Consider the following 20,964-nt stretch of genomic DNA (forward strand, 5'->3'; position numbering starts at 1 on the left):
TTACGGTTTCAGATACTGTTGAGATATCGCCGGATTCCACGAGCAGCAGCCGCCCGTTTCTTTTTCAAAGCGCCAGCGTTGGCGGACGTCGGGATATTTTTCATGATCGACTTCGCTGAGGAACATGTCTAAAGGGCGGATGAAATCGCGGTATTCGCCGTACAAGGTCTTGTATACGACGTACGTTTCCTTCGTTGCGGCATCGTCGGCAAGGCCGATGATACGGTATCGCTTCTGCTTAAAGTGACGCCACGTTTCCCCCGGTTTTGGCAGTTCCCGGCCAGCCACAAAAGCACTGAGGGCCGCCAAGGACGGTAAAAAAGCGGCGGCTTTTACCCACTTGGCATCGACAAAACCTTGATGAGCCATGGCTTCCAAGAAGGCCTTCATAGGCTGATAATAGCCGTTGAAATCGAGGAAGGCGAAGCGACCTTTGAGGTGACCGAGTTTTACTTCACTCATGACCTGGCTGATTTCTTCTAACGTACCGAAGCCTCCGGGAAAAGCCAGGAAGATGTCGCCCAATTCCATCATCTTCGCTTTGCGTGAAGCCATGTCCGGCGTAACGATGAGCTTTGTCAGGCCCTCCTGTTGGAGCGCCGTATCGATAAATTCTTGAGGCTCTACGCCGATGACGGAGCCGCCTTTTTTTAGGGCTCCGGCAGACAAGGCTCCCATGAGCCCCGTTCGGCTGCCGCCGTAAATCAAAGTATGGCCGTGGTTTGCAATCCAGGCCCCTAAGGCCGAGGCATAGGCTTCGTAACTGGGATCGTTTCCCCGGCTGGCGCCGAGGTAGACTGTAATATTCATCGCACTTCCCTTCTTTCCGCTGTATGTCATGGCTCTTCTGGCCATTGTATGCTACAATAATACTATCTATTATAGCATATGTGAGGAGTATTCCGCTGTATGAAGGGCAGAAAAAGTCAGTATTTCAAAGAGCTTTTTCTATCGAGGTATACGTAAAAGGCGTATTCACAAGAATATTCTTGCGAAACGCCTTTTTCTTATCTATGCGAAAACGAAAGGAGCCGATCCCTTGCCTAAAGAAACAGATGCGCCTAACTTTTTTATCGGCCGCAGCGACACCATTGCCAACAACGAGAAATTATCCCATAAATCCCGCCAAAGCCTGTATACGGCCCGGGCGGCCAATACGGTCGACGCCTATCGCTCGGACTGGAATGACTTCTGCGACTGGTGTTCCTACCACGATTTGTCGTCCTTTCCGGCGGAACCGGAAACGATCGTAAACTATATTAACGACCTGGCCGACAATGCCAAGGCCAATACCATTGCCCGGCGCATCAGTGCCCTCACGGAAAATTTCGATGCCGCCGGTGTCAAAGACAATCCCTGCCGCTTTCCCATCGTCCGCAACGCCCTGCGCGGTATCAAGCGCATGAAGGGCACCATTCAGCACGGTAAGGCACCGGTCCTCTTCGACGACATCAAAGAAATGCTGACCTTCCTTGAAGGCAAGGACATCCAGCAGATTCGGGACCGAGCCATCTTGTTAGTCGGCTTTTACGGGGCCCTGCGCCGTTCAGAACTGGCCGGCATCGACGTCGAAGATTTGAAATTCACCCGCCTGGGCCTTTTGATCACCCTGCGCAAATCGAAGACCGACCAGTTCGACCAAGGCCAGATGATCGCCATCCCCATGGTAAAGGATACGAAGCTCTGCGCCGTCACGGCGTTAAAGAACTGGCTCGACATGAGCGGCATCACGACGGGTCCCGTCTTCCGCGGTCTGACCAAAGGACACCATATCCGCAAGACGCGGATCTCCGATAAGGCCATTGCCCTCATCGTCAAGCACTATGCCGAACTCATGGGCATGAACCCCGATGATTACGGGGCCCACAGCCTGCGCCACGGTTTTGCCACGTCGGCCGCCCAGCACCACGTCGAGGAACGGCAGATCATGCGCCAGACCCGTCATAAGTCACAGGCCATCGTCCGCCGCTATATCGACGAAGCCGACCGCCTCGTCGACAGTCCGATCTTAAAGATTACCGAAGATAAGTCTTAAGGGACCAGCTGTGCAGCCAAGACTTGCCGCACATGGCCGGCCTTGCCGGCAGCGACAGGCAGGCGCAGGACTTGACCGGGCTGAATGGCACGATCGCCGGTCAGTTTATTTTCATCGAGGATGGACTGGATGACCTGACGTACATCCGTATCTTCATCGACGACGACCGACGCCAGCTGCCAAATGGTCTGTCCCGGTTCGACGCGAACGGAAACGTATTCCTGTGACGGCTGATAGCTCCAACCGATTTGGGTGCACATAAAGATAGCCAGGCCAATCAAGGCGACATATTTCAGTAACGGGCCTCTCCCTTTTCGTCTTCTTCTCATGGTTATCACTCCTAAGTAAAAACGAACGTTCTAAGAACAAGTGTTCGTCGACACCCTTATTATAGCTTCGAACAGTTGTTCTTGTCAAGGTGATTTGAACAAATGTTTGATTTTTTTCGGTATTTTCGGTATAATGTGACTAGCTATACTGGAATGATTGTAACTTGCCAGAGACTGGAGTGACTATATATGATTACCAATGAAAAAATGCTGACGACCCGTCAAAAACAGATATTAGAATACATCCGCACCTGTGTCCACCAATTCGGCTATCCCCCGTCGGTCCGGGAAATCTGTAAAGAAGTCGGCCTCAGTTCGACGTCGACGGTCCATGGCTACCTCCATCGCCTGGAAGACCTAGGCTATATCCGCCGCGACCCGGCTAAGAACCGAACGATCGAACTCCTCGACGAAGGTTCGTGGCGTTCGAAGAAGATCGTTCCCCTGCCCCTCGTCGGCCAGGTCCGTGCCGGAGCTCCTATCTTTGCCGAAGAGTGCGTCGAAGACGTCTATCCCTTCCCGGCTGATTTCATCGGCAATGACGACTGCTTCATGCTCATCGTCCAAGGGGACAGTATGAAAAATGCCGGCATCCTCGAAGGCGATCAGCTCATCGTCCGCCATCAGGATACGGCAGAAAACGGTGAAATCGTCGTCGCCCTCATCGACGATGAAGCGACCGTAAAGCGTTATTTCCGCGAAAAAGATGCCATTCGACTCCAGCCGGAAAATGATGAATACGAACCGATTTACACGCGAAACTGCAAGATTCTCGGCAAAGTCGTCGGCCTCTACCGTCAATATTAGGAGGTATCTTTATGGTTGATGTTGAAGCAGCCATTGCCAACAGTGCCCTCTTTGACGGCATCCGCCCCGAAGACCGGTCAGCCATGCTCACCTGCCTCGGCGCCCGGACGAAGACCGTGCGAAAGGGAGAATTCTTGGTCCTGGCTCAGGATGAAGTACGCTATATCGGCGTCGTCCTGAGCGGTGAAGTCCATATGATCCACGAAGACCGCTGGGGCGACAAGGCCGTGTTGGCCGTCATCAAAGAAGGCGGCCTCTTTGGGGAAACCTTCGTCTGCGCTACGATGTTGCAGTCTTTAGTCACCTTCCAGGCCGTCAAGACGACGACCTTCCTGACCTTGCCCTTTCAAAAAGTCCTCCACGTCTGTACACAGGCCTGTCCTTTTCATCATCGGCTCATCGAAAATATGCTGCACCTCATCGCGACCAAGAATGCTCAGCTCATGGAAAAGCTGGAAATCGTTTCTAAGAAGACCTTGCGCAAAAAACTGCTGACGTATTTTTCCTTCCAATCGGAAAAAGCCGGCAGTTCAACCTTTTCCATCCCTGTGACCCGAAGCCAGTTGGCCGACTACCTCTGTGCCGATCGAACAGCCGTCGCCCGGGAAATGTCGCGCATGAAAGAAGAAGGACTCATCGATGTAAATCAACAGACCGTTACCTTAAACTAAATACAAAAAAGGGAGCACTGCCAAGGCATTTGGCGGTACTCCCTTTTTGCATGCCGTATAGTAGATTTACTTCTTTAAAGCCAGGCCGTCGTGGAAGGCTTTGCCGACGACGGGGCCGATGAGGCGGTACGTCTTGGTGCTGCTGTCGAATAGGATGGGCTGGAGCTTGTCATAGTCGACGAGCCCGTCCGTGAGGACCGATTCATCGGCTTGTTGGGCTACGATTTTTCCGACGAGGATCCCCGTTTCGTCGTCATAGCTCTTGCATTCGCATTCGAGAGTGACGGGAAATTCTTCGATGATCGGGGCCTTGACGTGGCTGCTCGGGTGGACGTGGCAGCCGGCCACTTCGATCTTATTGACTCGGTTCCCCGTTTCGACGCCGAAATAATCGGCCAGGACCATCGTATCCTTGGTCGCAAAGGCAACGGTAAAGGCGCCGGTCTTTTTGACATTGTCCGTCGTCTTGTGTTTATCCAAAAAGAGTGTGATTTCATCGAAATCGGACTGGGAGCCCCAGGCGGCATTCATGGCATTGGGAACGCCATTTTCATCGTAGGTTCCGATAATGAATACCCCTTCCGGGGCGATGCAAGCTTCTTTTCCGATAAATTCTTTACTCATGATGTCATTCCCCCTTACGGTTTTATTTTCTTTATTATAACAGAAATTCGTGAGCGATGGATACAGGATGTAACTAAAAAATCAGACCCGGCCGCCGCAGCAGAATGGCTGTACGGACCGGGTCTATGACTCTGATAGGACATGTACTTCGTCGCCGTCAGTGCGTCGCAGAAGTACTTGCCGATGACGGGACATGTACAGTACGTTTCGGTGCGGCAGTCTTAGAAGATGAACTGATGCTGGTCGTCGAGTGTGCCTGTTTTTTTGCGGCAGCAATACCGTAAGGAATGGCCAGGAAGACGACGGCACCGACGAGATTGCCTAAGGTGACCCACAGGAGGTTGTAGCCGAAGCCGGAGAAGCTTACGGCCATGCCGGCCGGATTGAGGAGTCCCAAGGTCAGGACGGTCATATTAGCCACACTGTGTTCAAAGCCGCAGGTAAAGAAGGCGTAGAGACACCAGAAGGTCATGATCAGCTTGCCACTGTCGGACTTGCAGCGGAAGCCGCACCAGACGGCAAGACATACCAATACGTTGCATAAGATGCCCCGCAGGAAGAGGACCAGCGGCGGCAGGCTCATCTTGGTCGCGGCGGCCCCGGCTAAGGCCTGTCCGACACTGCCCGCCGTCCCGGCTGCCCCGTAGAAGAGGAACGATAAGATGACGGCGCCAACGAAGTTTCCGGCGTAGCAGACGACCCACAGGTGAACGACGTCGTATAAAGAAACGGTCTTTCCGCGCCAGCCGCTGAAGAGGACGAAGGCGTTGCCCGTAAACAATTCGGCCCCGGCCATGATGACCAGGCTGAGGGCGACGCCAAAGGACAGGCCCATGGCAATCTTATTCATCGGAATCGGTCCCAGGGTGCCGCTGACCGTAAAGGCCAGGAGGACGCCGAAGCCGATATAGGCACCGGCCAGTGCCGACAGGAGAAAATACCCCAAAGGATTATTTTTTAACAAACGTACCTTGGCAGCCGCACCAGCAGCGGTTGCTGCATATTCTTCATCATACATAATACCTCGCCTCCTACTTCAAACCCAAATAACGGATGCCGTCCCAATACAACGGCTTATAGACCTCAGCTTTAGGCGGTAAGTTGACGTCCTTCAGATTTCGCGCAGAAACTCCTCCGGTCCCGTCCAATTGATGATATAGCCGAGATATTCTTTGCCGCCCGGAGCTTCCGGATCCATATATGGTTGGGCGTAGGCGTAGACATGGCTGATGATGTTGATGACGCTGTCGGCGTCGGCCCATTTCATAAAATCGATGCCCCTGCGGGGGGTCTTTTTTCCGCAGCGCATCGGATTGAACTGAGGTTCTTTGTCTAATTGGCAAAGACAGTTTGAAAGGTTTCAAAGGATACATCTATCCCCTAGCCGTTTCGCTCTCAATCCATGATTTTTTCACATCTTTTGATAACAAATCGCTTTTTTATTTTGTTCTTATTATACCACAAACGAGCCATTCAAATAGTTGTCACCGCCATAAATATTGAAAAAATATCATTATACATATATCAATAAATCATGGTTCTTCTGTCTTTGTTCCGAAAAGACAAAAACGGCTCCCATAGCGGAAGCCGTTTTTTAGGATCTTTGTCAAATATGGGAGTAACCCTGAAATCATCCATTACGAATGGCTGTATTTTCCTTATGAGAGCCGAAATTTCAGGTGGACGACTATTCAGCGATTTTTTTAGCCGCCACGCCATAGGGAATGGCCAGGAAGACGATGGCGCCGACGAGATTCCCTAAAGTGACCCACAGCAGGTTGTGTCCGTAGCCTGCCAGGCTGACGGCCATGCCGGCCGGATTGAGAAGGCCTAAGGTCAGGACGGTCATATTGGCCACGCTGTGCTCAAAGCCGCAGGTAAAGAAGGCGTAGAGACACCAGAAAGTCATGATCAATTTCCCGCTGTCAGACTTGCAACGAAAACCGCACCAGACGGCGAGACAGACCAGGACGTTGCACAAGATGCCCCTGAGGAAGAGGACCAGCGGCGGCAGGCTCATCTTAGTCGCTGCAGCTCCGGCCAGGGCTTGTCCGACGCCGCCGGCAGTCCCGGCAGCGCCATAGAAAATGAACGACAAGATGACGGCGCCGACGAGATTACCGATATAGCAGACAATCCACAGGCCGATGACGTCGGTCAAGGTGACCGTCTTTTGCCGCCAGCCGTTAAAGAGAACCATGGCGTTGCCCGTAAAGAGCTCGGCTCCGGCGATGATGACCAGGCTGAGGGCGATGCCAAAGGACAGACCCATGGCGATTTTATTCATCGGAATCGGTCCCAAGGTGCCGCCAACGGTAAAGGAGAGGAGGATTCCAAAACCGATGTAGGCACCGGCCAGGGCCGACATAAGAAAATATCCTAAGGGATTCTTTTTTAATAAGCGTACCTTGGCTGCCGCGCCGGCTGCCGTAGCCGCATATTCGTCTCGATACATGAACCTGCCCCCTACTTCAATCCCGAGTAGCGGATGCCGTCCCAGTACAGCGGTTTGTAGATTTCTGCTTTCGGCGGCAGATTGACGTCTTTCATGATCCAGCGCAGGAATTCTTCCGTTCCCGTCCGGTCAACGATGTAGCCGATGTGTTCCTTGCCGCCCGGCGCTTCGGGGTCGATGTATTTCTGAGCGTAGGCGTAGACGTTGCTGATGATCTTGACGACACTGTCAGCGTCGAGCCATTTGATGAAGTCGATGCCCATGCGGGGGTTTTTCTTGCCACTGCGGCCCAGGAGGGTCATGCGGAAATACTGGGTCTTGCTCCGCGTCCAGGCACGGGTCGGGCAGGCGTGGGCGCAGACGCCGCAGCCGATGCATTTTTCGACGTTGCGAACGGGGCGGTTCTTGTCCATCTTGAGGGCTTCGACGGAAAGCTGTTTACACTTCTTGACGCAGGCACCGCAGCTGATGCAGCGCGTCGGGTCAAACTGGGGCTCGGTCATGCCGATGATGCCGAAGTCGTGCATGCGAACCTTGCCGCAGTCGTTGGGGCAGCCCGTGAGAGCGACTTTGACGTGAAGGTCATTGGGGAAAATGGCCTTTTCAATCCGTTCGGCCAGAGCCGTCGTGTCGTAGTTGGCAAAGGGACAGATGCGGTTGCCGACGCAGGCCATGATGTTACGCGTACCGGACGAATCGTAGCCGCGGCCCTTTTCCGACTGGTTGATGCCCAATTCTTCGATGATGGGCTGCAGGGCCTTGTTGACTTCGTCGACCTTTTCAAAGGGAATGCCTAAGATTTCAAAGCCCTGACGGATGGTCAGATGGACTTCTCCGCTTCCGTAGGTTTCGGCGATTTCCTGAACTTTCCCTAAAACGTCGGCCCGGAGATGGCCGCCGGGAACGCGGACGCGGGCCGACGTGACGCCGCGGTTTTTGGTGACGCGAAAGGCGTTTTTCTTTAACTTGCCACAATTCATATCAATCATCGTTCTTCCCTCCTAGTCGATAAACGAGCGAACCGTCGTATATTTGAATACCGGGCCGTCCTGGCAGACGTAGAGCTCGCCGATGCGGCAGTGACCGCATTTACCGAGGCCGCAGCACATCTTGCGCGATTCGGACAACCAAATTTTTTCTTCATCGAAGCCGATTTTTAAGAGTTCCTGAATGGAGAATTTGATCATCATCGGCGGCCCGACGACGACGGCGATGGCGTTATCGAAGTCCTTGAGCGGCAGCTGCGGGATGTACTGCGTGACGAGACCGACATTGCCTTCATAGCCTTCGGGGGCGGCGTCGACGGTGTAGATGAAGTTCATGCCGTCAGCGATCCAGCGTTTCAAATCGTCGCGGAACAAGATGTCGTCCGGCGATTTGAAGCCGGAAATGATATTCAGGCTCTGGCATTCGTCCATGTGATCGGCGAAGTAGTCGATGACGCCGTGAACCGGAGACAGGCCGGAACCGCCGGTGATGAGGACGATTTCCTTGCCTTTAAAGATATTGACGTCGAAGCCGTTGCCGTAAGGGCCGCGCATGAAGAAGTGGCCGCCGACGTAGTTTTCAAAGATTTCTTCCGTAAGGGAACCGACGCGGCGGATGGTAAAATCCAAGGAATGGTCGGTAATGCCGCTGACGGAAATGGGCGCTTCGCCGTATTTCGGGATGGAGATCTCAAAGAACTGGCCGGGCTTTACGGGATGCGTATCGCCGCGGTCGTAAGACATGCGGAAGGTATATTCCACATCGGCGTGTTTGATGACCTCTAAGATTTCTGAGCGAAAAGGCATATATGAATTATTCATGGCCGCTGACCTCCTTCATACCGGCTTCTAATTTTTCGACACAATGAGTAAAGGAAATGTATTCGGGACAGATGGCATCGCACCGGCCGCAGCCGACGCACATCTGGAAGCCCGAGCGCTTCTTGAAATCGAGGACCTTGTGGAGGACCTTGAAACGCATCCGTTCACCGGCTTTCTTGCGGAAACAGAGGCCGCCGGCCACTTCCGTATAGCCGTCGATCATGCACGAGGCCTGGACGCGGCGCCGTTCGCCGGCCTGGCCGTTTTCGGTGTAAAACAGATCCTGCATGGACCAGCAGGTGCAGGTCGGACAGGCGACGGTGCAGCGGCCGCACTTGATGCAGCGCTTGTCGTATTCGTCCCAAATGGAGCTCTTAGCAACAGCCGACGTCAGGTTTTCCGGAACCTTGACGGTCAGGCTGTTTTCCATAACGGCGTCGGGCGTGACGTCGGCTTCGGCAGCGCCCATGGCACGGAGGGCTTCAGCCAGGTCTTCATCCTTACAGTCGATTTCGATCTCATCGCCGTGGACGTTGACGGCAGCGTCGTAGTCGGTGCTGATATTGGTGCCCATGGAGACACAGAAGCAGCCGTCAAAGTCGTGGTCGCAACCCATGAGTACGAACTTCAGACCGTCGCGGACGCGCTTATAATAGGAATCTTCCGGACCGTTTTCAAGGAACATATAATCGAGGCGCTTTACAGCGTGGAGGTCGCAGCTGCGGAGGAAGACGATAGTTCCTCTCGTCGGACCTTCCGATTCGGTCATACCATGTTCCGTAAAGTACAATAAGGTCTGACTCAGCGGCAGGAGAATATCCTTAAAGGAGTATTCCGACCGTTCGTTCCAATCGATGTCGGCCAAATCCGCTACCTTCCCGTAACGAACGACGTCTGTTTCAGAAAAACGACCCGTTCCTTCAAAGACTTTCGGAGCGTAAATATCATATTTTTTTCTCCAGCTATCGAAGACAGTTTGAAATTTTTCAAGTGATACCGCGTATCCCATAGCAGTCCCTTCTTTCAGTAAATACTTTTTTTCACATATATCGTGACAGCAATCTTATTTCTAGCTTGCCCTTATCATAGCAGGAAGGGACCGTTCAAACTGTTGCCGTCGCAACGGTTATTGAAAATATCCGCAATTAATCATGCTTAAAAGTCATCTATACCGCCATTCTCAAAAGACAAAAAAAGTGCCGCTCCCGCCGTGGGAACAGCACTTTTTTCGTGATGAAGTTATTCAAAATCGTTATGGAATTTAATCGTACGGTACGTTTCAAAAGTCAGCCACTTATCGAAGACTTTGGCGTCGGGATTGTCGCCGGCAGCGGCATAATCGGCCTTAAAGTCGGCAAATTCCTGTGCCGTATGGACGTTAATGGCAAAGCCCCGGCCGTTGACCAACGGTTTTTCCGTATAGGCGTAGCCGTCGAGGGTCAGGATATTGGCGACCTTGGCCTTACGGATTTCAACAGCCAAATTATCGCGTAGGATGAGGATGTCGAAGTCGTCGGGATAGGCATAGGTTTCGCCTTTCGTCGGGATGGCATCGCCGATATGATACTGGCGGTAAGCCGGTTTGGCCTTGGTGATGTTCAGGCTCTGCATACCGTAGAAGAAGTCTTCAAAGACGTCGCCACGGCCTTTCAGGCTGCCATTGACGAAGGTGTGGTCGCTGTCGGTATCGTTGCCGTCGATGACGACGCCGCAGGCCGACGTCATGTTGGTGACCCGGTCGATGAGGATCAGTTCGCCAAGCCCCTTGTGATGACTGAAGGTGTCGACGACGATCGGTTCCTGGAGGAACAAGGTGCAGACGGCGATTTCGTTCTTTGAAACGGCCGTGGCCCGTTTTTTCTCGCCCGTATTGACGTCGATGGTGTAGTCCACATCGGTCAGGACGCCGACGATTTCCTTAGTCCCCAGTTTGACGACGTATTCTTTGCCGACGACTAAGGGTTGGTCATCCATCCAGAGCATGGTCGCTGTAATGCGCTGGCCGAGGCCGATAGCCGTATCTTTCGTAAAGACGCAGCCCCGGGAAACGTCGACTTCCCGGTCGAGCTGGACATTGACCGGCTGCCCCTTCGAGGCCGACGGCACGGAATTAAAGCCGACCAGGAGGTCTTTAACCTTCGCTTCCTGCTTGCTGGGCAGGATCTGAACCGTATCGCCGACGGCCAGGCTGCCGCTTTCGATTTGGCCCTGGAAGCCGCGGAAAGTATGGTTCGGCCGGCAGACACGCTGAATGGGAAGGTAAAAGCCTTCTTCGTCATTTTCTTCGACGTCGACCGTTTCCAAGTATTCGAGGATGGTCGGGCCGTCGTACCAAGCCATGGGAACGGACTTTTTGGTAACGTTGTCCCCTTCCGTCGCCGAGACGGGAATAAAGACGGCGTTTTCCAGTTCCAAGTCGTCCCGAAGGGCTTCGATATCCTGCTTGATGGCTTCAAAGCGCTTCTGATCGTAGTCGACGAGGTCCATCTTGTTGATGGCAAAGATGAAGTAGCGAATGCCCATGAGGGCGCAGATACGGGCGTGGCGCCGAGTCTGGACCAAGACGCCCTGGGTGGCGTCGATGAGGATGATGGCCAAATCGGCAAAGGAGGCGCCGACGGCCATGTTGCGCGTATATTCTTCATGGCCCGGCGTATCGGCGACGATGAAGCTGCGATTATCCGTATTGAAATAGCGGTAGGCGACGTCGATGGTGATGCCCTGTTCCCGTTCAGCCATGAGGCCGTCGAGGAGGAGCGAATAGTCGATGGCCCCGCCGCGGCTGCCGACCTTGCTTTCAAGTTCCAACGCCCGTTTCTGATCGGCATAGAGCAGTTTGGCATCGTACAGCAAGTGGCCGATGAGCGTCGATTTGCCGTCGTCGACACTGCCGCAGGTGATGAATTTTAATAAACCGTTTTCATTTCTATCCATTAGAAATACCCCTCTCTCTTTCTGCGTTCCATACTGCCGGCCGCTTCGTTATCAATGACCCGGCTCGTCCGTTCCGACGATACGGCACTCAAGGTTTCGTCGATGATGGCGTCCAGCGTGTCGGCGTCCGATTCGATGCCCCCCGTCAGCGGATAGCAGCCAAGGGTCCGGAAGCGAATCTTCTTATGCATGACTTCTTCGCCGGGCTTTAAGCGCATGCGGTCGTCGTCGACCATGATGATGTTGCCGTCGCGGTAGACACAAGGCCGTTCAGCGGCAAAGTACAGGGATACAATGTCAATGTTTTCCCGCTTGATGTACTGCCAGATATCCTTTTCCGTCCAGTTGGAAATGGGGAATACGCGCATGCTTTCCCCCTTATGGATATGCGTATTGTACAGTTTCCACATTTCCGGGCGCTGGTTCTTCGGATCCCAAGCCTGGGCTTCGTTGCGGAAGGAGAAGATGCGTTCCTTGGCGCGAGACTTTTCTTCGTCACGCCGGCCGCCGCCGAAGGCTGCCGTGAAGCCGTATTGGTTCAAGGCCTGCTTTAAGGCCTGGGTCTTCATGATATCCGTATAGGATGCGCCGTAATCGAAGGGATTGACTCCCTGTTTTACACCTTCCTGATTGATATGTTCAATGAGCTGAAGACCGTATTTTTTCATCGTTTCATCGCGGAAGCGAATCATTTCCTTAAACTTCCAGGTCGTATTGACGTGGAGGAACGGGAACGGTGGTTTTTCCGGATAAAAAGCCTTCAAGGCCAGATGGAGCATGACCGAGCTGTCTTTGCCGATGGAATAGAGCATGACGGGCTTTTCACACTCTGCCGCCACTTCGCGGATGATGTAAATCGCTTCGGCTTCCAAGTTGTCAAGATGCGATAATGCAGACATAATAATCCCCCTCTAAACAGATAGATAGTAAGGCCTTAATACGAATTGGCCTGTTTGCGGTCGATGGTAATCGTCTCTTCACTGCCGTCAGGCCGACGGATGTGCCATTTGATGTACTGGCCTTCGGTGGTGACGTTCATCGTACTCCCCCGGCCGCCCATGTCGGCGCCGAGGTAAAAGTCGATGGCCTGGACGGGACACTCTTTGACGCAGGATACACAGCCCCAACAGTCTTTGGGGTAATGCATCCGGGCCTTTCCCGTCTCGTTGATATCGATAAGGCTGCCCGGGCAGACGGACACACAGCGTTTGCAGCCGATGCAGCGGTCTTGATTAATGCGAATGCTCATAAAGGCTCCCTCCCGGTACTAAATCGCGGTATACCATGTGAATCTGGCCGTCTTCATCCATGCGGGAATTGACGTATTTCAGCCATTCTTCCCTCTGCTCCGGATAGTCGAGATTTTCGGCAAAGGAATGCCACCGCGTTTCCTTGCGGGCCCGGAGGTGAGCAATGAGGACCTTGCAGACCGTCAATCGTTCGCGCAGTTCGTAGACGAAGAGCAGTTCATGGTAGTCGCCGGCACCGACGCTGTCGGCCAAATCGGTGAGTTGGTCGATTTTTTCATCGGCCAGGGCCAATTGGCGTTCGTTGTACTGGTAATGACTGCCAATGCCGCCGGCGTAGGTGTCCATGACTTTCTGCATGGCTTCTTCCAGTTCTTCAACGGTAAAGAAAGGTCGTTCTTCGCCGAGGAAGGCGTTGTATTCGGCGACCTTGTCGGCTAAGAGCTGCTGTTCTTCGTCGGCCGTCAGTTCGAGGTCTCCGGACAAGGCGGTTTCAACGATATGCTTGGCAGCGATTTCCCCTTCGACGAGAGCGCCGGTTACGTACTTCTGCGGGCAGCCGCCGGCTACGTCACCGGCCGCATAGAGGCCTTCAATGGTCGTCTGTCGATGGGTATCGACCCAGTAGCCGCTGGCCGTGTGGCCGCCGACGACGTAGGGTTCGGTCCCTTCGATTTCGACATTTTGCTGACTCGGGAATTTCCCCGATTCCATCCACTTCAAGGTCTGGCTCGGCGCCATGTTGAGGTAGGCTTTTAAAAGGGCCTCATCCTCTTTGGCCGTCAAGCCTTCGGTCTTGAGGTAGCAAGGGCCTTTACCGTCGAGGTTTTCCTTCACCGTGCCGTAGAGACGCTGGGACGTCGTCAGGCCGTATTTATCTTCGTAGACTTCGCCCTTGGCGTTGATCTGCTTGGCACCGACGCCTTGGGCGATGGTTCCCGTCGGGGCAATGGTATCCTTGCAGCGCAGGGCGATGAAGCGCATTTCAAAGGTCGTCATTTCCGCCCCGGCCCGGATGCCCATGGCGTAGCCGGCTCCCGTATTAAAGGGACTGTACCACATCTTATGGCGGGAAAAACCGGGATTGTTGGGCCGGTAGAGGCCGGACGCACCGCCGGTCGCGCAGAGGACGGCTTTGGCCCGGATTTCATAGGCCGTACCGGTCAGGATATCGAAGCCGAGGGCACCGGCAATGCGATTGTCGCGGACGATGTAGTCGGTGATATTCAAGTGATTGATAACTTCGACATCGTCCAGTTTCTTTACGGCATCGGCCAAGATGGTCTTGATGTTTTCGCCGTTGATCTTGATGTTGCGCGGGCCGCGGGTAACGTATTCCCCCTGTTCGTCTTTCAAGATGACCAATCCCAATTCTTCAAGCTTTCGGGTGACTTCGTTGAGCCCTTCCGACATGGTTAAGAGCAGGTCTTCGCGGACGATGCCGGCGGCGTCTTTCTTGGCGTAATCCACATAAAACTGCGGCGTATGGCCTTTGGTGATATAGGCATTCAAGGCGTTGACGCCGGCTGCCAGACAACCGCTGCGGCGTATGTCGGCCTTTTCGGCAATGACCACCGAGGCTTTAGACAGGCTCTGGAGGGTCAAGGCGGCGTAACAGCCCGCCGTTCCCCCGCCGATGATGAGGACATCGGTGTGGATGATTTTCTCCTTCTGAATCTGCATGGCAATACTCCTTCGTTTAAATATAGAATACATCAGAACCCATCATGGCCCTGTTTTCTCGTAAATAGGTCTTGTCGCCGTCGAGGACGTGAAGGCGGTAAATGAGGACCTTCACCCTTTCGCCGACCGCAAGATTCGGGGCGTCAAAGGCGTATTCCCCGTGAATGAGGTAGTCTTTGACGCGCAGGGTCACGTCGAGGCGGCTGCCGCGGAAGACGACGGCTTCGACGATGCCCTCTTCGGCGGCGCTGGCGTAGCGCTTCATCGTCCCCTGTTTATAAATCTTGAGGAATTCCGGCCGGATGATGGCTCTTTTCGGGCCGCCGACGTCGACAAATCCTGTGAGGACGCTGCAGTTGTCGATGACGACGGGCGTCCCGATGAACTCGGCCACAAAGGGCGTCTTGGGCTTACTGTATATGTCGAAAGGCGTTCCGACCTGCTCGATGCGGCCGTGATTGGTGATGATGATTTCATCGGCCACTTCGACGGCTTCATCTTGGTCGTGGGTGACGAAGATGCTGGTGATGCCGACGCGGTGGATCGTCTCTTTCAACCAGTTCCGCAGCTCTTGGCGCACCTTGGCATCGATGGCCGCAAAGGGTTCATCGAGGAGCAGGACCTGGGGATGAGGTGCCAGGGCCCGGGCAAAGGCGACGCGCTGACGCTGGCCGCCGGAGAGCTGATTGGGATAGCGGGCTTCCATGCCGGCCAGACCGACGAGGTCGATCATTTCCAGGACCCGCTGGCGGATGTCGTCTTTCTTCATCCCTTGAATGGTGAGGCCGAAGGCAACGTTGTCAAAGACGGTCATATAGCGGAACAAGGCGTAGTTTTGGAATACGAAGCCGATGCCCCGCTTGGCGGCCGGAATGTCATTGACCCGTTTGCCGTCGATGACGATGTCGCCGCTGTTGGGATTTTCAAGGCCGGCCAGCATGCGCAGGATCGTCGTCTTGCCGCTGCCGCTGGGCCCCAGGAGGGCGACCAGTTTGCCCTTATCGACGCCAAAGGAGACGTCCCGTGAGGCGTGGAAAGAGCCGTAATTTTTTTCGATATGCTTCATTTCGACGTACATGACATCACCTCCTAAGATGGCTTATGGAGCTTGGCTTCAAAGAATACCCGCAGCAAAAGGACGCCGACGGCTAAGAGTACGAGTAAGGACGAGACGGCAAAGGCTGCCGTAATGGCATCGGTCGATCCCGATTGGTAGAGGGCGTCGATTTCAAGGGGCAATGTAAAGGTTTCGCCCCGCAGTTTCGACATGGCGCTGACGGCACCGAATTCGCCGAGGGCCCGGGCCGTACAGAGGACGATGCCATACAATAAGGCCCATTTGATCTGCGGCAGGGTAATGCGGAAGAATATCGTCTTGCCCTTAGCCCCCATGAGGGCGGCAGCTTCTTCTTCATCGCGGCCCTGGGTATGGAGGACCGGAATGATTTCCCGGAAGACGAAGGGAAAGGTGACGAAAATCGTCGCCAAGATGACGCCGGGAACGGCGAAGACGATTTGAATATCCGTCCCTAAATAGTCGTTCAGGACTTCAATCCACTGCCCGATCCAGCCCATGCGGCCGAAGGTCATGATGAAGGCCAGGCCGGCGATGACCGGCGAGACGGAAAAGGGAATATCGATGAGGGTCGTGAGCAGGTGTTTGCCCCGAAAGTCGAATTTTGAAATGGCCCAGGCCGCACAGAGGCCGAAGACGGTATTGACGATGACGGCGATGACCGTAGCTATCAAGGTCAGGCGCAGGGCTGACAAAACGTAAGGCGTCGTCAACGCTTTGACGTAAAAGTCCCAGCCTTCGGCCAGTGAATTCATCAGGACCGAAATGAGGGGGACGATGAGCATGACGACGACAAAGACGACGCTGATGCTCAGTAAGAGTATTTTTGTCTTGCTGTGCTTCATGATTCCCCTCCTCTATTGAACGCGCCGGGCCTGCCAGAGCTGAATCATATTGATGGAAAACAGCATGGCAAAGGCGATGATGAGCATGACCAAGGCGATGGCCGTAGCGCTGGCATAGTCGACGTAATTAAGCTTCTGCATGATGACGTAAGAGACGACCTGAGTGTGATTCTTGGCACTGTTGCCGGAAATGTAAATGACACTGCCGTATTCGCCAAGGCCCCGGGCAAAAGCCAGGCCGAAACCGGTCAAGAGAGCCGGCCGCAGCTCGGGAAAGATGATGCGCCGGAAAATGGTGAACTTCGATGCACCGAGCATACTCCCCGCCTCTTCATAGGTCGGATCCAAATTTTCCAGGACCGGCTGAATGGAGCGGACGACGAAAGGAATGCCGACGAAGACCAAGGCGATGATAAGGCCGATATGGGTATAGGCAATGGAAATGCCGTAGCCGGCAAAGAAACTGCCGAAGAAGCCCGTATCGGAATAGAGCTTGGAAAGGGTAATGCCGGCAACGGCCGTCGGCAAGGCAAAGGGCAGTTCGATGACACCGTTTAAGAGGGTCTTGCCGCGAAATTCATAGCGGACGAGGACCCAGGCCAGGATGAAACCGAAGACGGAGTTGATCAGGGCTGCCAAGAAAGAACTTCCAAGGGTCGTGATAAAGGCGTTGCGAATGGCGCTGTTGGTGATGAGCTTAGCGTAGTCATTGGCCGTCAGTTGAAAGGCGTGGCCTAAAATCGATATCAACGGAATGAGGATCAATAAGGACAGCATGGCCAGGGTCACGCCCAGGGTCAGGCCGAAGCCGGGAATAATTCGGTTTCGCCCGCCCGCGGGGTTTGAAAATGGATTCATCTGCATCCCTCCTTATTGACTGCCATCGACATCGGCCATGATTTTATCAAACATGGCGTCGTCGTCGAAGAATTTGACATAGGCTGCATCCCAGCCGCCGAAGTCGCTGATGTGCGTCAGCTTGACGTTAAGGTCAAATCGGTCGGCGTAGCGCCGGAGAATCTCCGGATTGGACGGCCGGAAATCATTTTTGGCGGCCAATTCCTGGCCTTCGTCAGAGTACAAATAGCGCAGGTACTCCTGAGCCGCCTGTTCATGGCCCTTGCGCCGAGCCAGGCGGTCGACGACGGCCACACTGGGCTGTGCTAATATGCTGACACTGGGTACGACGACTTCATAGCTGCCGGGATATTCGCGCATCGTATAGAGCGCTTCGTTCTCCCAGGCGATGAGGACGTCCCCCTGCCCGTTTTCGACAAAGGTCGTCGTCGAGCCCCGGGCGCCGGCGTCCATGACGGTGACATGGCGGTAGAGGTCGGTCATGAAGGCCCGGGTCTTGATTTCATTCCCCCCGAAATGATCAAGGCCCCAGCTCCAAGCGGCCAAAAAGTTCCAACAGGCACCGCCGCTGCTCTTGGGATCGGGCGTAATGACACTGACGCCGGATTTCGTCAAATCGTTCCAGTCGCGTATCCCCTTAGGATTCCCCTTGCGAACCAGAAAGACGATGGTCGACGTGTACGGCGCCGAATCATCGGGAAGTTCCTGTTCCCAACCGGCATCGATGAGGCCGGCCCGTTCCAGGCGTTCGATGTCATACGACAGGGCCAGGGTCACGACATCAGCCCGACTGCCTTCGATGACCGATCGGGCCTGGCTGCCCGAACCGCCGTGAGACTGGACGATGCGGATATCCTTCCCGGTCTGCTCTTTATAATGCTTTTGAAAGGCTTCATTATATTCTTTATATAATTCACGTGTTGGATCATACGAGACATTGGTCAAGGTAAGCGTGTCCTCATCAGTCCCACGACCGCAGCCGGCCAAGAGACCGGCCGCCGTGAGGACTGCCGTGACAGTCAGTACCGCTATGATTTTTTTATGCTTCATATCTTTTCCCCCTCGATACCGACTGCTGGCCCTTACAGGCCTTCTTCAAATAAAGACGTAGATAAATAGCGCTCGCCGCCGTCCGGCAAGAGGACGACGAGGGTCTTGCCCTCGTTTTCCGGCCGCTTGGCGACGGTTAGGGCCGCCTGTAAGGAGGCACCTGACGAGATGCCGACTAAAAGGCCGTCGGTCTTGGCCACTTCCCGAGCCCGTTCATAAGCATCCTCATTCGATACGTCGATCACATCATCTACGAGTGACATATCGAGGACGCTGGGAATGAAGCCGGCGCCAATCCCCTGAATGGCGTGGGGCCCGGGCTTTCCGCCGCGAAGGACGGCCGAGTCTTTCGGCTCGACGGCGACGATTTGTACCTCCCGGTCATGGCTTTTTAACCCCTCAGCCGTGCCGGTAATGGTACCGCCGGTGCCGACGGACGAAATGAAGATATCGACATTACCGTCCGTATCGCGCCAGATTTCTTCGGCCGTCGTCGTCCGGTGGATGGCCGGATTGGCCGGATTGTCGAACTGCTGCGGAATGAAGGCGTTGCCGTAAGACTTTCGCAGTTCTTCAGCCTTGCCGATACTGCCGCGCATCCCCTCGATGCCCGGTGTCAGTACGACTTCAGCCCCCAATGCCTTGACGATTTTCTGCCTTTCCAGGCTCATCGTATCGGGCATGGTCAAGATGAGGTGCAGGCCCTTCACAGCAGCGGCCATGGCAAGACCGATGCCGGTGTTGCCGCTCGTCGGTTCGATGATGACCGTATCCTGATCGATCTTCCCGGCTTGTATCCCGGCGTCGATCATGGCCACGGCCACTCGATCCTTGACGCTGCCCAAGGGATTGAAGTATTCAAGCTTGGCCAGGACCCGGCCTTTGATGCCGTGTACCGCCTGCCAGCGGGTCAGCTCCAGTAGCGGCGTATGACCGACGAGGTCGGTCACGTGTTTTGCGACGTGCTCCATAAAGCCCTCCTTTTTGCCCAAAGAAAAGCGCCACCTGTACTAAGCAGATGGCGCAAGAAATAAACGTATGCCCATGACTTCATCTGCCAGGTAAAATCCTGCTGGAATTGGCACCTTACCTACGTAGGTTGCCGCAGCGTCAAAGGGCCAGTCCCTCGGCTGCTCTGGATGAATAGGTTCGTATTGTATTGTCCTATGATAGATGGCTGTACAATACGATTATATCGTACAACACATGATGGTCAATTTTTTTAAGTACCCCATAATGACATACCTCATTCTTATACAATGTATACAACAACGATTCGCTTGAAACGTTACTGGAATTGTACACTTTGTAAGGCGTCTTGTCAAGGCATTTTATGAAAAAAATGAAGAAAAAAGTTAAAATTACGTATAAAGAAGCCTTTATCCGCCTTCATTAAAAAGTAAGGCGCATTTGATACCAAACGGCTCCACCGTGTTCCGAGGTGCTGAGTCCCTCGTTTTTAAAGCCGAATTTAGCATAATAATGCAGGAGCTTATCCTTGCAGGTCAAGACCAGTCCCTGGCGGCCTTCTTTGCGGGCGTCGTCGATAGCTTTCGTGAGAAGTAATGCGGCATAACCGTGTTTCCGATGACTTGGCAATGTATTGACGCCGAAAATCATCTGCCAAGCACCCTTTTCGTCGTGGAGAGAGGCATCCCCATAGAGGTCGTCCGTCAAATCACGTTGATCCGTAACCATGCCGTCGACGAAAGAAATAAGAGTCCCATCGTCGCCAAAGAGCAGCCAAAAATGACGGCCAAAGTAGGAAATACGGCCGCGCAGGCGTTCTTCCGATGCCGCCTCGGCTGCCGGAAAACAAGCCGCTTCTACGGCGGTGACAGCCTTAAGGTCGTCGAGGGTCGCCATTCTGATATTCATGCCATCGCTCCTTCCATCACGGCCCTCCTGCCTCTTACAGTCGGACACGGTGAACATATATTTCAAATATTATATCGTAAATGCCGAGAAAAAGCTACAGGAAAACGTCTGGAGAAAGTCCGTAACATGAACGTCCCGAAAGTTCCAGACCGTCATATCGCTCTTTTTCAACAGCAGCAGCCGGTCGGCATCGAATAAATACCCCTGTAACTCCGGCCCCTTCCGGGAATCGAAGCATCCTTCCGAAACATTCGAACGGCTGTGATTTTCACCGGAAAAGGCCTGTCACAGCGGCAAATACAGGAAAGGACCTGTATGAAGTTTTTACCTCACACAAGTTCTTTTCAAAAGGCTGTATGTCGCCTTTTACACCTCAGTGTTCGCTTACACCGGCACGGCTTTCTTCCCTGGCTGCGTGATCGGCAGCCATGCGGCGGAGCCGTTTATTTCGCCGTACTTCGGCTTTCCGGTTGCTCTCTTTTATGTTGACGACGACGGACCGGGCTAACCAGCCCAGGAGACAGCCGGTCAAGAGGATCTTAATGGCCGGTAAATCCCAGTGTGTCGATAAGAGCAGTGCCAAGACGACGAAGGCAGCCGTGACGAGCGTTTTATTCATGAATCGATGCATCTCCCTGTAAACGTACATAAATAGCCTCAAAGTG

23 protein-coding genes and 1 riboswitch are annotated in these 20,964 nt (G+C 54.0%); of the genes, 3 read left to right on the forward strand and 20 right to left on the reverse strand.

The genetic code is table 11. The annotated features are described in order from the left end of the window. Entirely contained in the window at positions 1 to 810 is an 810-nt protein-coding gene (locus tag A0U42_RS11905) for a TIGR00730 family Rossman fold protein (protein WP_065360899.1), read from the reverse strand. Between the two features lie 229 nt (positions 811 to 1,039). Between A0U42_RS11905 and A0U42_RS10280 the strand changes: the two genes are divergently transcribed. Continuing rightward, positions 1,040 to 2,035, forward strand: a complete 996-nt coding sequence (locus A0U42_RS10280) for a site-specific integrase (RefSeq protein ID WP_065360900.1) — start codon at positions 1,040 to 1,042, stop codon at positions 2,033 to 2,035. On the opposite strand, the gene A0U42_RS10285 is transcribed toward A0U42_RS10280, so the two are convergent. Beyond that, positions 2,032 to 2,364 carry a LysM peptidoglycan-binding domain-containing protein gene (locus A0U42_RS10285; protein ID WP_255304168.1) on the reverse strand — a complete coding sequence of 111 codons (333 nt, stop codon included), beginning with the start codon at positions 2,362 to 2,364 and terminating at the stop codon, positions 2,032 to 2,034. The genes A0U42_RS10280 and A0U42_RS10285 overlap by 4 nt on opposite strands. A gap of 189 nt (positions 2,365 to 2,553) precedes the next feature. On the opposite strand from A0U42_RS10285, the gene lexA reads away from it, so the two are divergent. Beyond that, positions 2,554 to 3,171, forward strand: a complete 618-nt coding sequence (gene lexA / locus A0U42_RS10290; RefSeq protein WP_044503744.1) for a transcriptional repressor LexA — start codon at positions 2,554 to 2,556, stop codon at positions 3,169 to 3,171. An 11-nt stretch (positions 3,172 to 3,182) separates the two neighbouring features. Next, the gene (locus A0U42_RS10295) at positions 3,183 to 3,842 is read left to right on the forward strand and encodes a Crp/Fnr family transcriptional regulator (RefSeq protein WP_065360901.1); all 660 of its coding nucleotides are present in this window, start codon (positions 3,183 to 3,185) and stop codon (positions 3,840 to 3,842) included. A gap of 66 nt (positions 3,843 to 3,908) precedes the next feature. On the opposite strand, the gene A0U42_RS10300 is transcribed toward A0U42_RS10295, so the two are convergent. The 18 genes from A0U42_RS10300 to A0U42_RS10380 all read right to left on the reverse strand — a co-directional run bounded on the left by A0U42_RS10300 (position 3,909) and on the right by A0U42_RS10380 (position 20,918). After that, complete coding sequence (locus A0U42_RS10300; RefSeq protein WP_065360902.1) at positions 3,909 to 4,466, reverse strand: flavin reductase family protein; 558 nt, start codon at positions 4,464 to 4,466, stop codon at positions 3,909 to 3,911. A gap of 157 nt (positions 4,467 to 4,623) precedes the next feature. Then, the gene (locus A0U42_RS10305; RefSeq protein WP_083122536.1) at positions 4,624 to 5,484 is read right to left on the reverse strand and encodes a formate/nitrite transporter family protein; all 861 of its coding nucleotides are present in this window, start codon (positions 5,482 to 5,484) and stop codon (positions 4,624 to 4,626) included. 93 nt (positions 5,485 to 5,577) lie between these two features. Beyond that, complete coding sequence (locus A0U42_RS11665; protein ID WP_176698864.1) at positions 5,578 to 5,733, reverse strand: hypothetical protein; 156 nt, start codon at positions 5,731 to 5,733, stop codon at positions 5,578 to 5,580. Positions 5,734 to 6,153: 420 nt separating this feature from the next. After that, positions 6,154 to 6,921, reverse strand: coding sequence for a formate/nitrite transporter family protein (locus tag A0U42_RS10310; protein WP_065360903.1), 768 nt, complete (start codon positions 6,919 to 6,921; stop codon positions 6,154 to 6,156). Positions 6,922 to 6,932: 11 nt separating this feature from the next. Continuing rightward, positions 6,933 to 7,910, reverse strand: coding sequence for a sulfite reductase subunit C (gene asrC, locus A0U42_RS10315; RefSeq protein ID WP_255304169.1), 978 nt, complete (start codon positions 7,908 to 7,910; stop codon positions 6,933 to 6,935). 12 nt (positions 7,911 to 7,922) lie between these two features. Beyond that, positions 7,923 to 8,729 (reverse strand): anaerobic sulfite reductase subunit AsrB, encoded by an 807-nt coding sequence (gene asrB / locus A0U42_RS10320; protein WP_065360904.1) that lies wholly within the window; start codon positions 8,727 to 8,729, stop codon positions 7,923 to 7,925. Then, on the reverse strand, positions 8,722 to 9,738 hold the full coding sequence (gene asrA, locus A0U42_RS10325; RefSeq protein ID WP_065360905.1) for an anaerobic sulfite reductase subunit AsrA: 1,017 nt from the start codon (positions 9,736 to 9,738) through the stop codon (positions 8,722 to 8,724). Before asrA ends, asrB begins: the two co-directional genes overlap by 8 nt. Before the next feature lie 230 nt (positions 9,739 to 9,968). Next, positions 9,969 to 11,663, reverse strand: coding sequence for a sulfate adenylyltransferase subunit 1 (locus A0U42_RS10330; RefSeq protein WP_065360906.1), 1,695 nt, complete (start codon positions 11,661 to 11,663; stop codon positions 9,969 to 9,971). Then, the gene (gene cysD / locus A0U42_RS10335; protein ID WP_353736594.1) at positions 11,663 to 12,565 is read right to left on the reverse strand and encodes a sulfate adenylyltransferase subunit CysD; all 903 of its coding nucleotides are present in this window, start codon (positions 12,563 to 12,565) and stop codon (positions 11,663 to 11,665) included. Before cysD ends, A0U42_RS10330 begins: the two co-directional genes overlap by 1 nt. Positions 12,566 to 12,597: 32 nt before the next feature. Beyond that, the gene (locus tag A0U42_RS10340; protein WP_044503736.1) at positions 12,598 to 12,912 is read right to left on the reverse strand and encodes a ferredoxin family protein; all 315 of its coding nucleotides are present in this window, start codon (positions 12,910 to 12,912) and stop codon (positions 12,598 to 12,600) included. Beyond that, positions 12,896 to 14,593, reverse strand: a complete 1,698-nt coding sequence (locus tag A0U42_RS10345; RefSeq protein WP_065360907.1) for an adenylyl-sulfate reductase subunit alpha — start codon at positions 14,591 to 14,593, stop codon at positions 12,896 to 12,898. The genes A0U42_RS10340 and A0U42_RS10345 overlap by 17 nt, the downstream gene beginning before the upstream one ends. A gap of 16 nt (positions 14,594 to 14,609) precedes the next feature. Then, the gene (locus A0U42_RS10350; RefSeq protein WP_065360908.1) at positions 14,610 to 15,671 is read right to left on the reverse strand and encodes a sulfate/molybdate ABC transporter ATP-binding protein; all 1,062 of its coding nucleotides are present in this window, start codon (positions 15,669 to 15,671) and stop codon (positions 14,610 to 14,612) included. Between the two features lie 11 nt (positions 15,672 to 15,682). Further along, positions 15,683 to 16,513 carry a sulfate ABC transporter permease gene (locus A0U42_RS10355; RefSeq protein ID WP_044503733.1) on the reverse strand — a complete coding sequence of 277 codons (831 nt, stop codon included), beginning with the start codon at positions 16,511 to 16,513 and terminating at the stop codon, positions 15,683 to 15,685. Between the two features lie 12 nt (positions 16,514 to 16,525). Continuing rightward, complete coding sequence (gene cysT, locus A0U42_RS10360) at positions 16,526 to 17,371, reverse strand: sulfate ABC transporter permease subunit CysT (RefSeq protein WP_044503732.1); 846 nt, start codon at positions 17,369 to 17,371, stop codon at positions 16,526 to 16,528. Between the two features lie 12 nt (positions 17,372 to 17,383). Next, positions 17,384 to 18,421: a sulfate ABC transporter substrate-binding protein gene (locus tag A0U42_RS10365; protein ID WP_065360909.1), complete on the reverse strand. Its 1,038-nt coding sequence runs from the start codon at positions 18,419 to 18,421 to the stop codon at positions 17,384 to 17,386. A 32-nt stretch (positions 18,422 to 18,453) separates the two neighbouring features. Further along, positions 18,454 to 19,392, reverse strand: coding sequence for a cysteine synthase A (cysK, locus tag A0U42_RS10370; protein ID WP_065360910.1), 939 nt, complete (start codon positions 19,390 to 19,392; stop codon positions 18,454 to 18,456). A gap of 76 nt (positions 19,393 to 19,468) precedes the next feature. Beyond that, positions 19,469 to 19,567: riboswitch (SAM riboswitch) on the reverse strand. Positions 19,568 to 19,813: 246 nt separating this feature from the next. Then, on the reverse strand, positions 19,814 to 20,299 hold the full coding sequence (locus A0U42_RS10375; RefSeq protein ID WP_065360911.1) for a GNAT family N-acetyltransferase: 486 nt from the start codon (positions 20,297 to 20,299) through the stop codon (positions 19,814 to 19,816). A 373-nt stretch (positions 20,300 to 20,672) separates the two neighbouring features. Next, the gene (locus A0U42_RS10380) at positions 20,673 to 20,918 is read right to left on the reverse strand and encodes a hypothetical protein (protein WP_065360912.1); all 246 of its coding nucleotides are present in this window, start codon (positions 20,916 to 20,918) and stop codon (positions 20,673 to 20,675) included. Positions 20,919 to 20,964 lie beyond the last annotated feature (46 nt).

The organism is Megasphaera sp. DISK 18 (assembly GCF_001682955.1).
Classification (GTDB): Bacteria; Bacillota; Negativicutes; order Veillonellales; family Megasphaeraceae; genus Megasphaera; species Megasphaera massiliensis.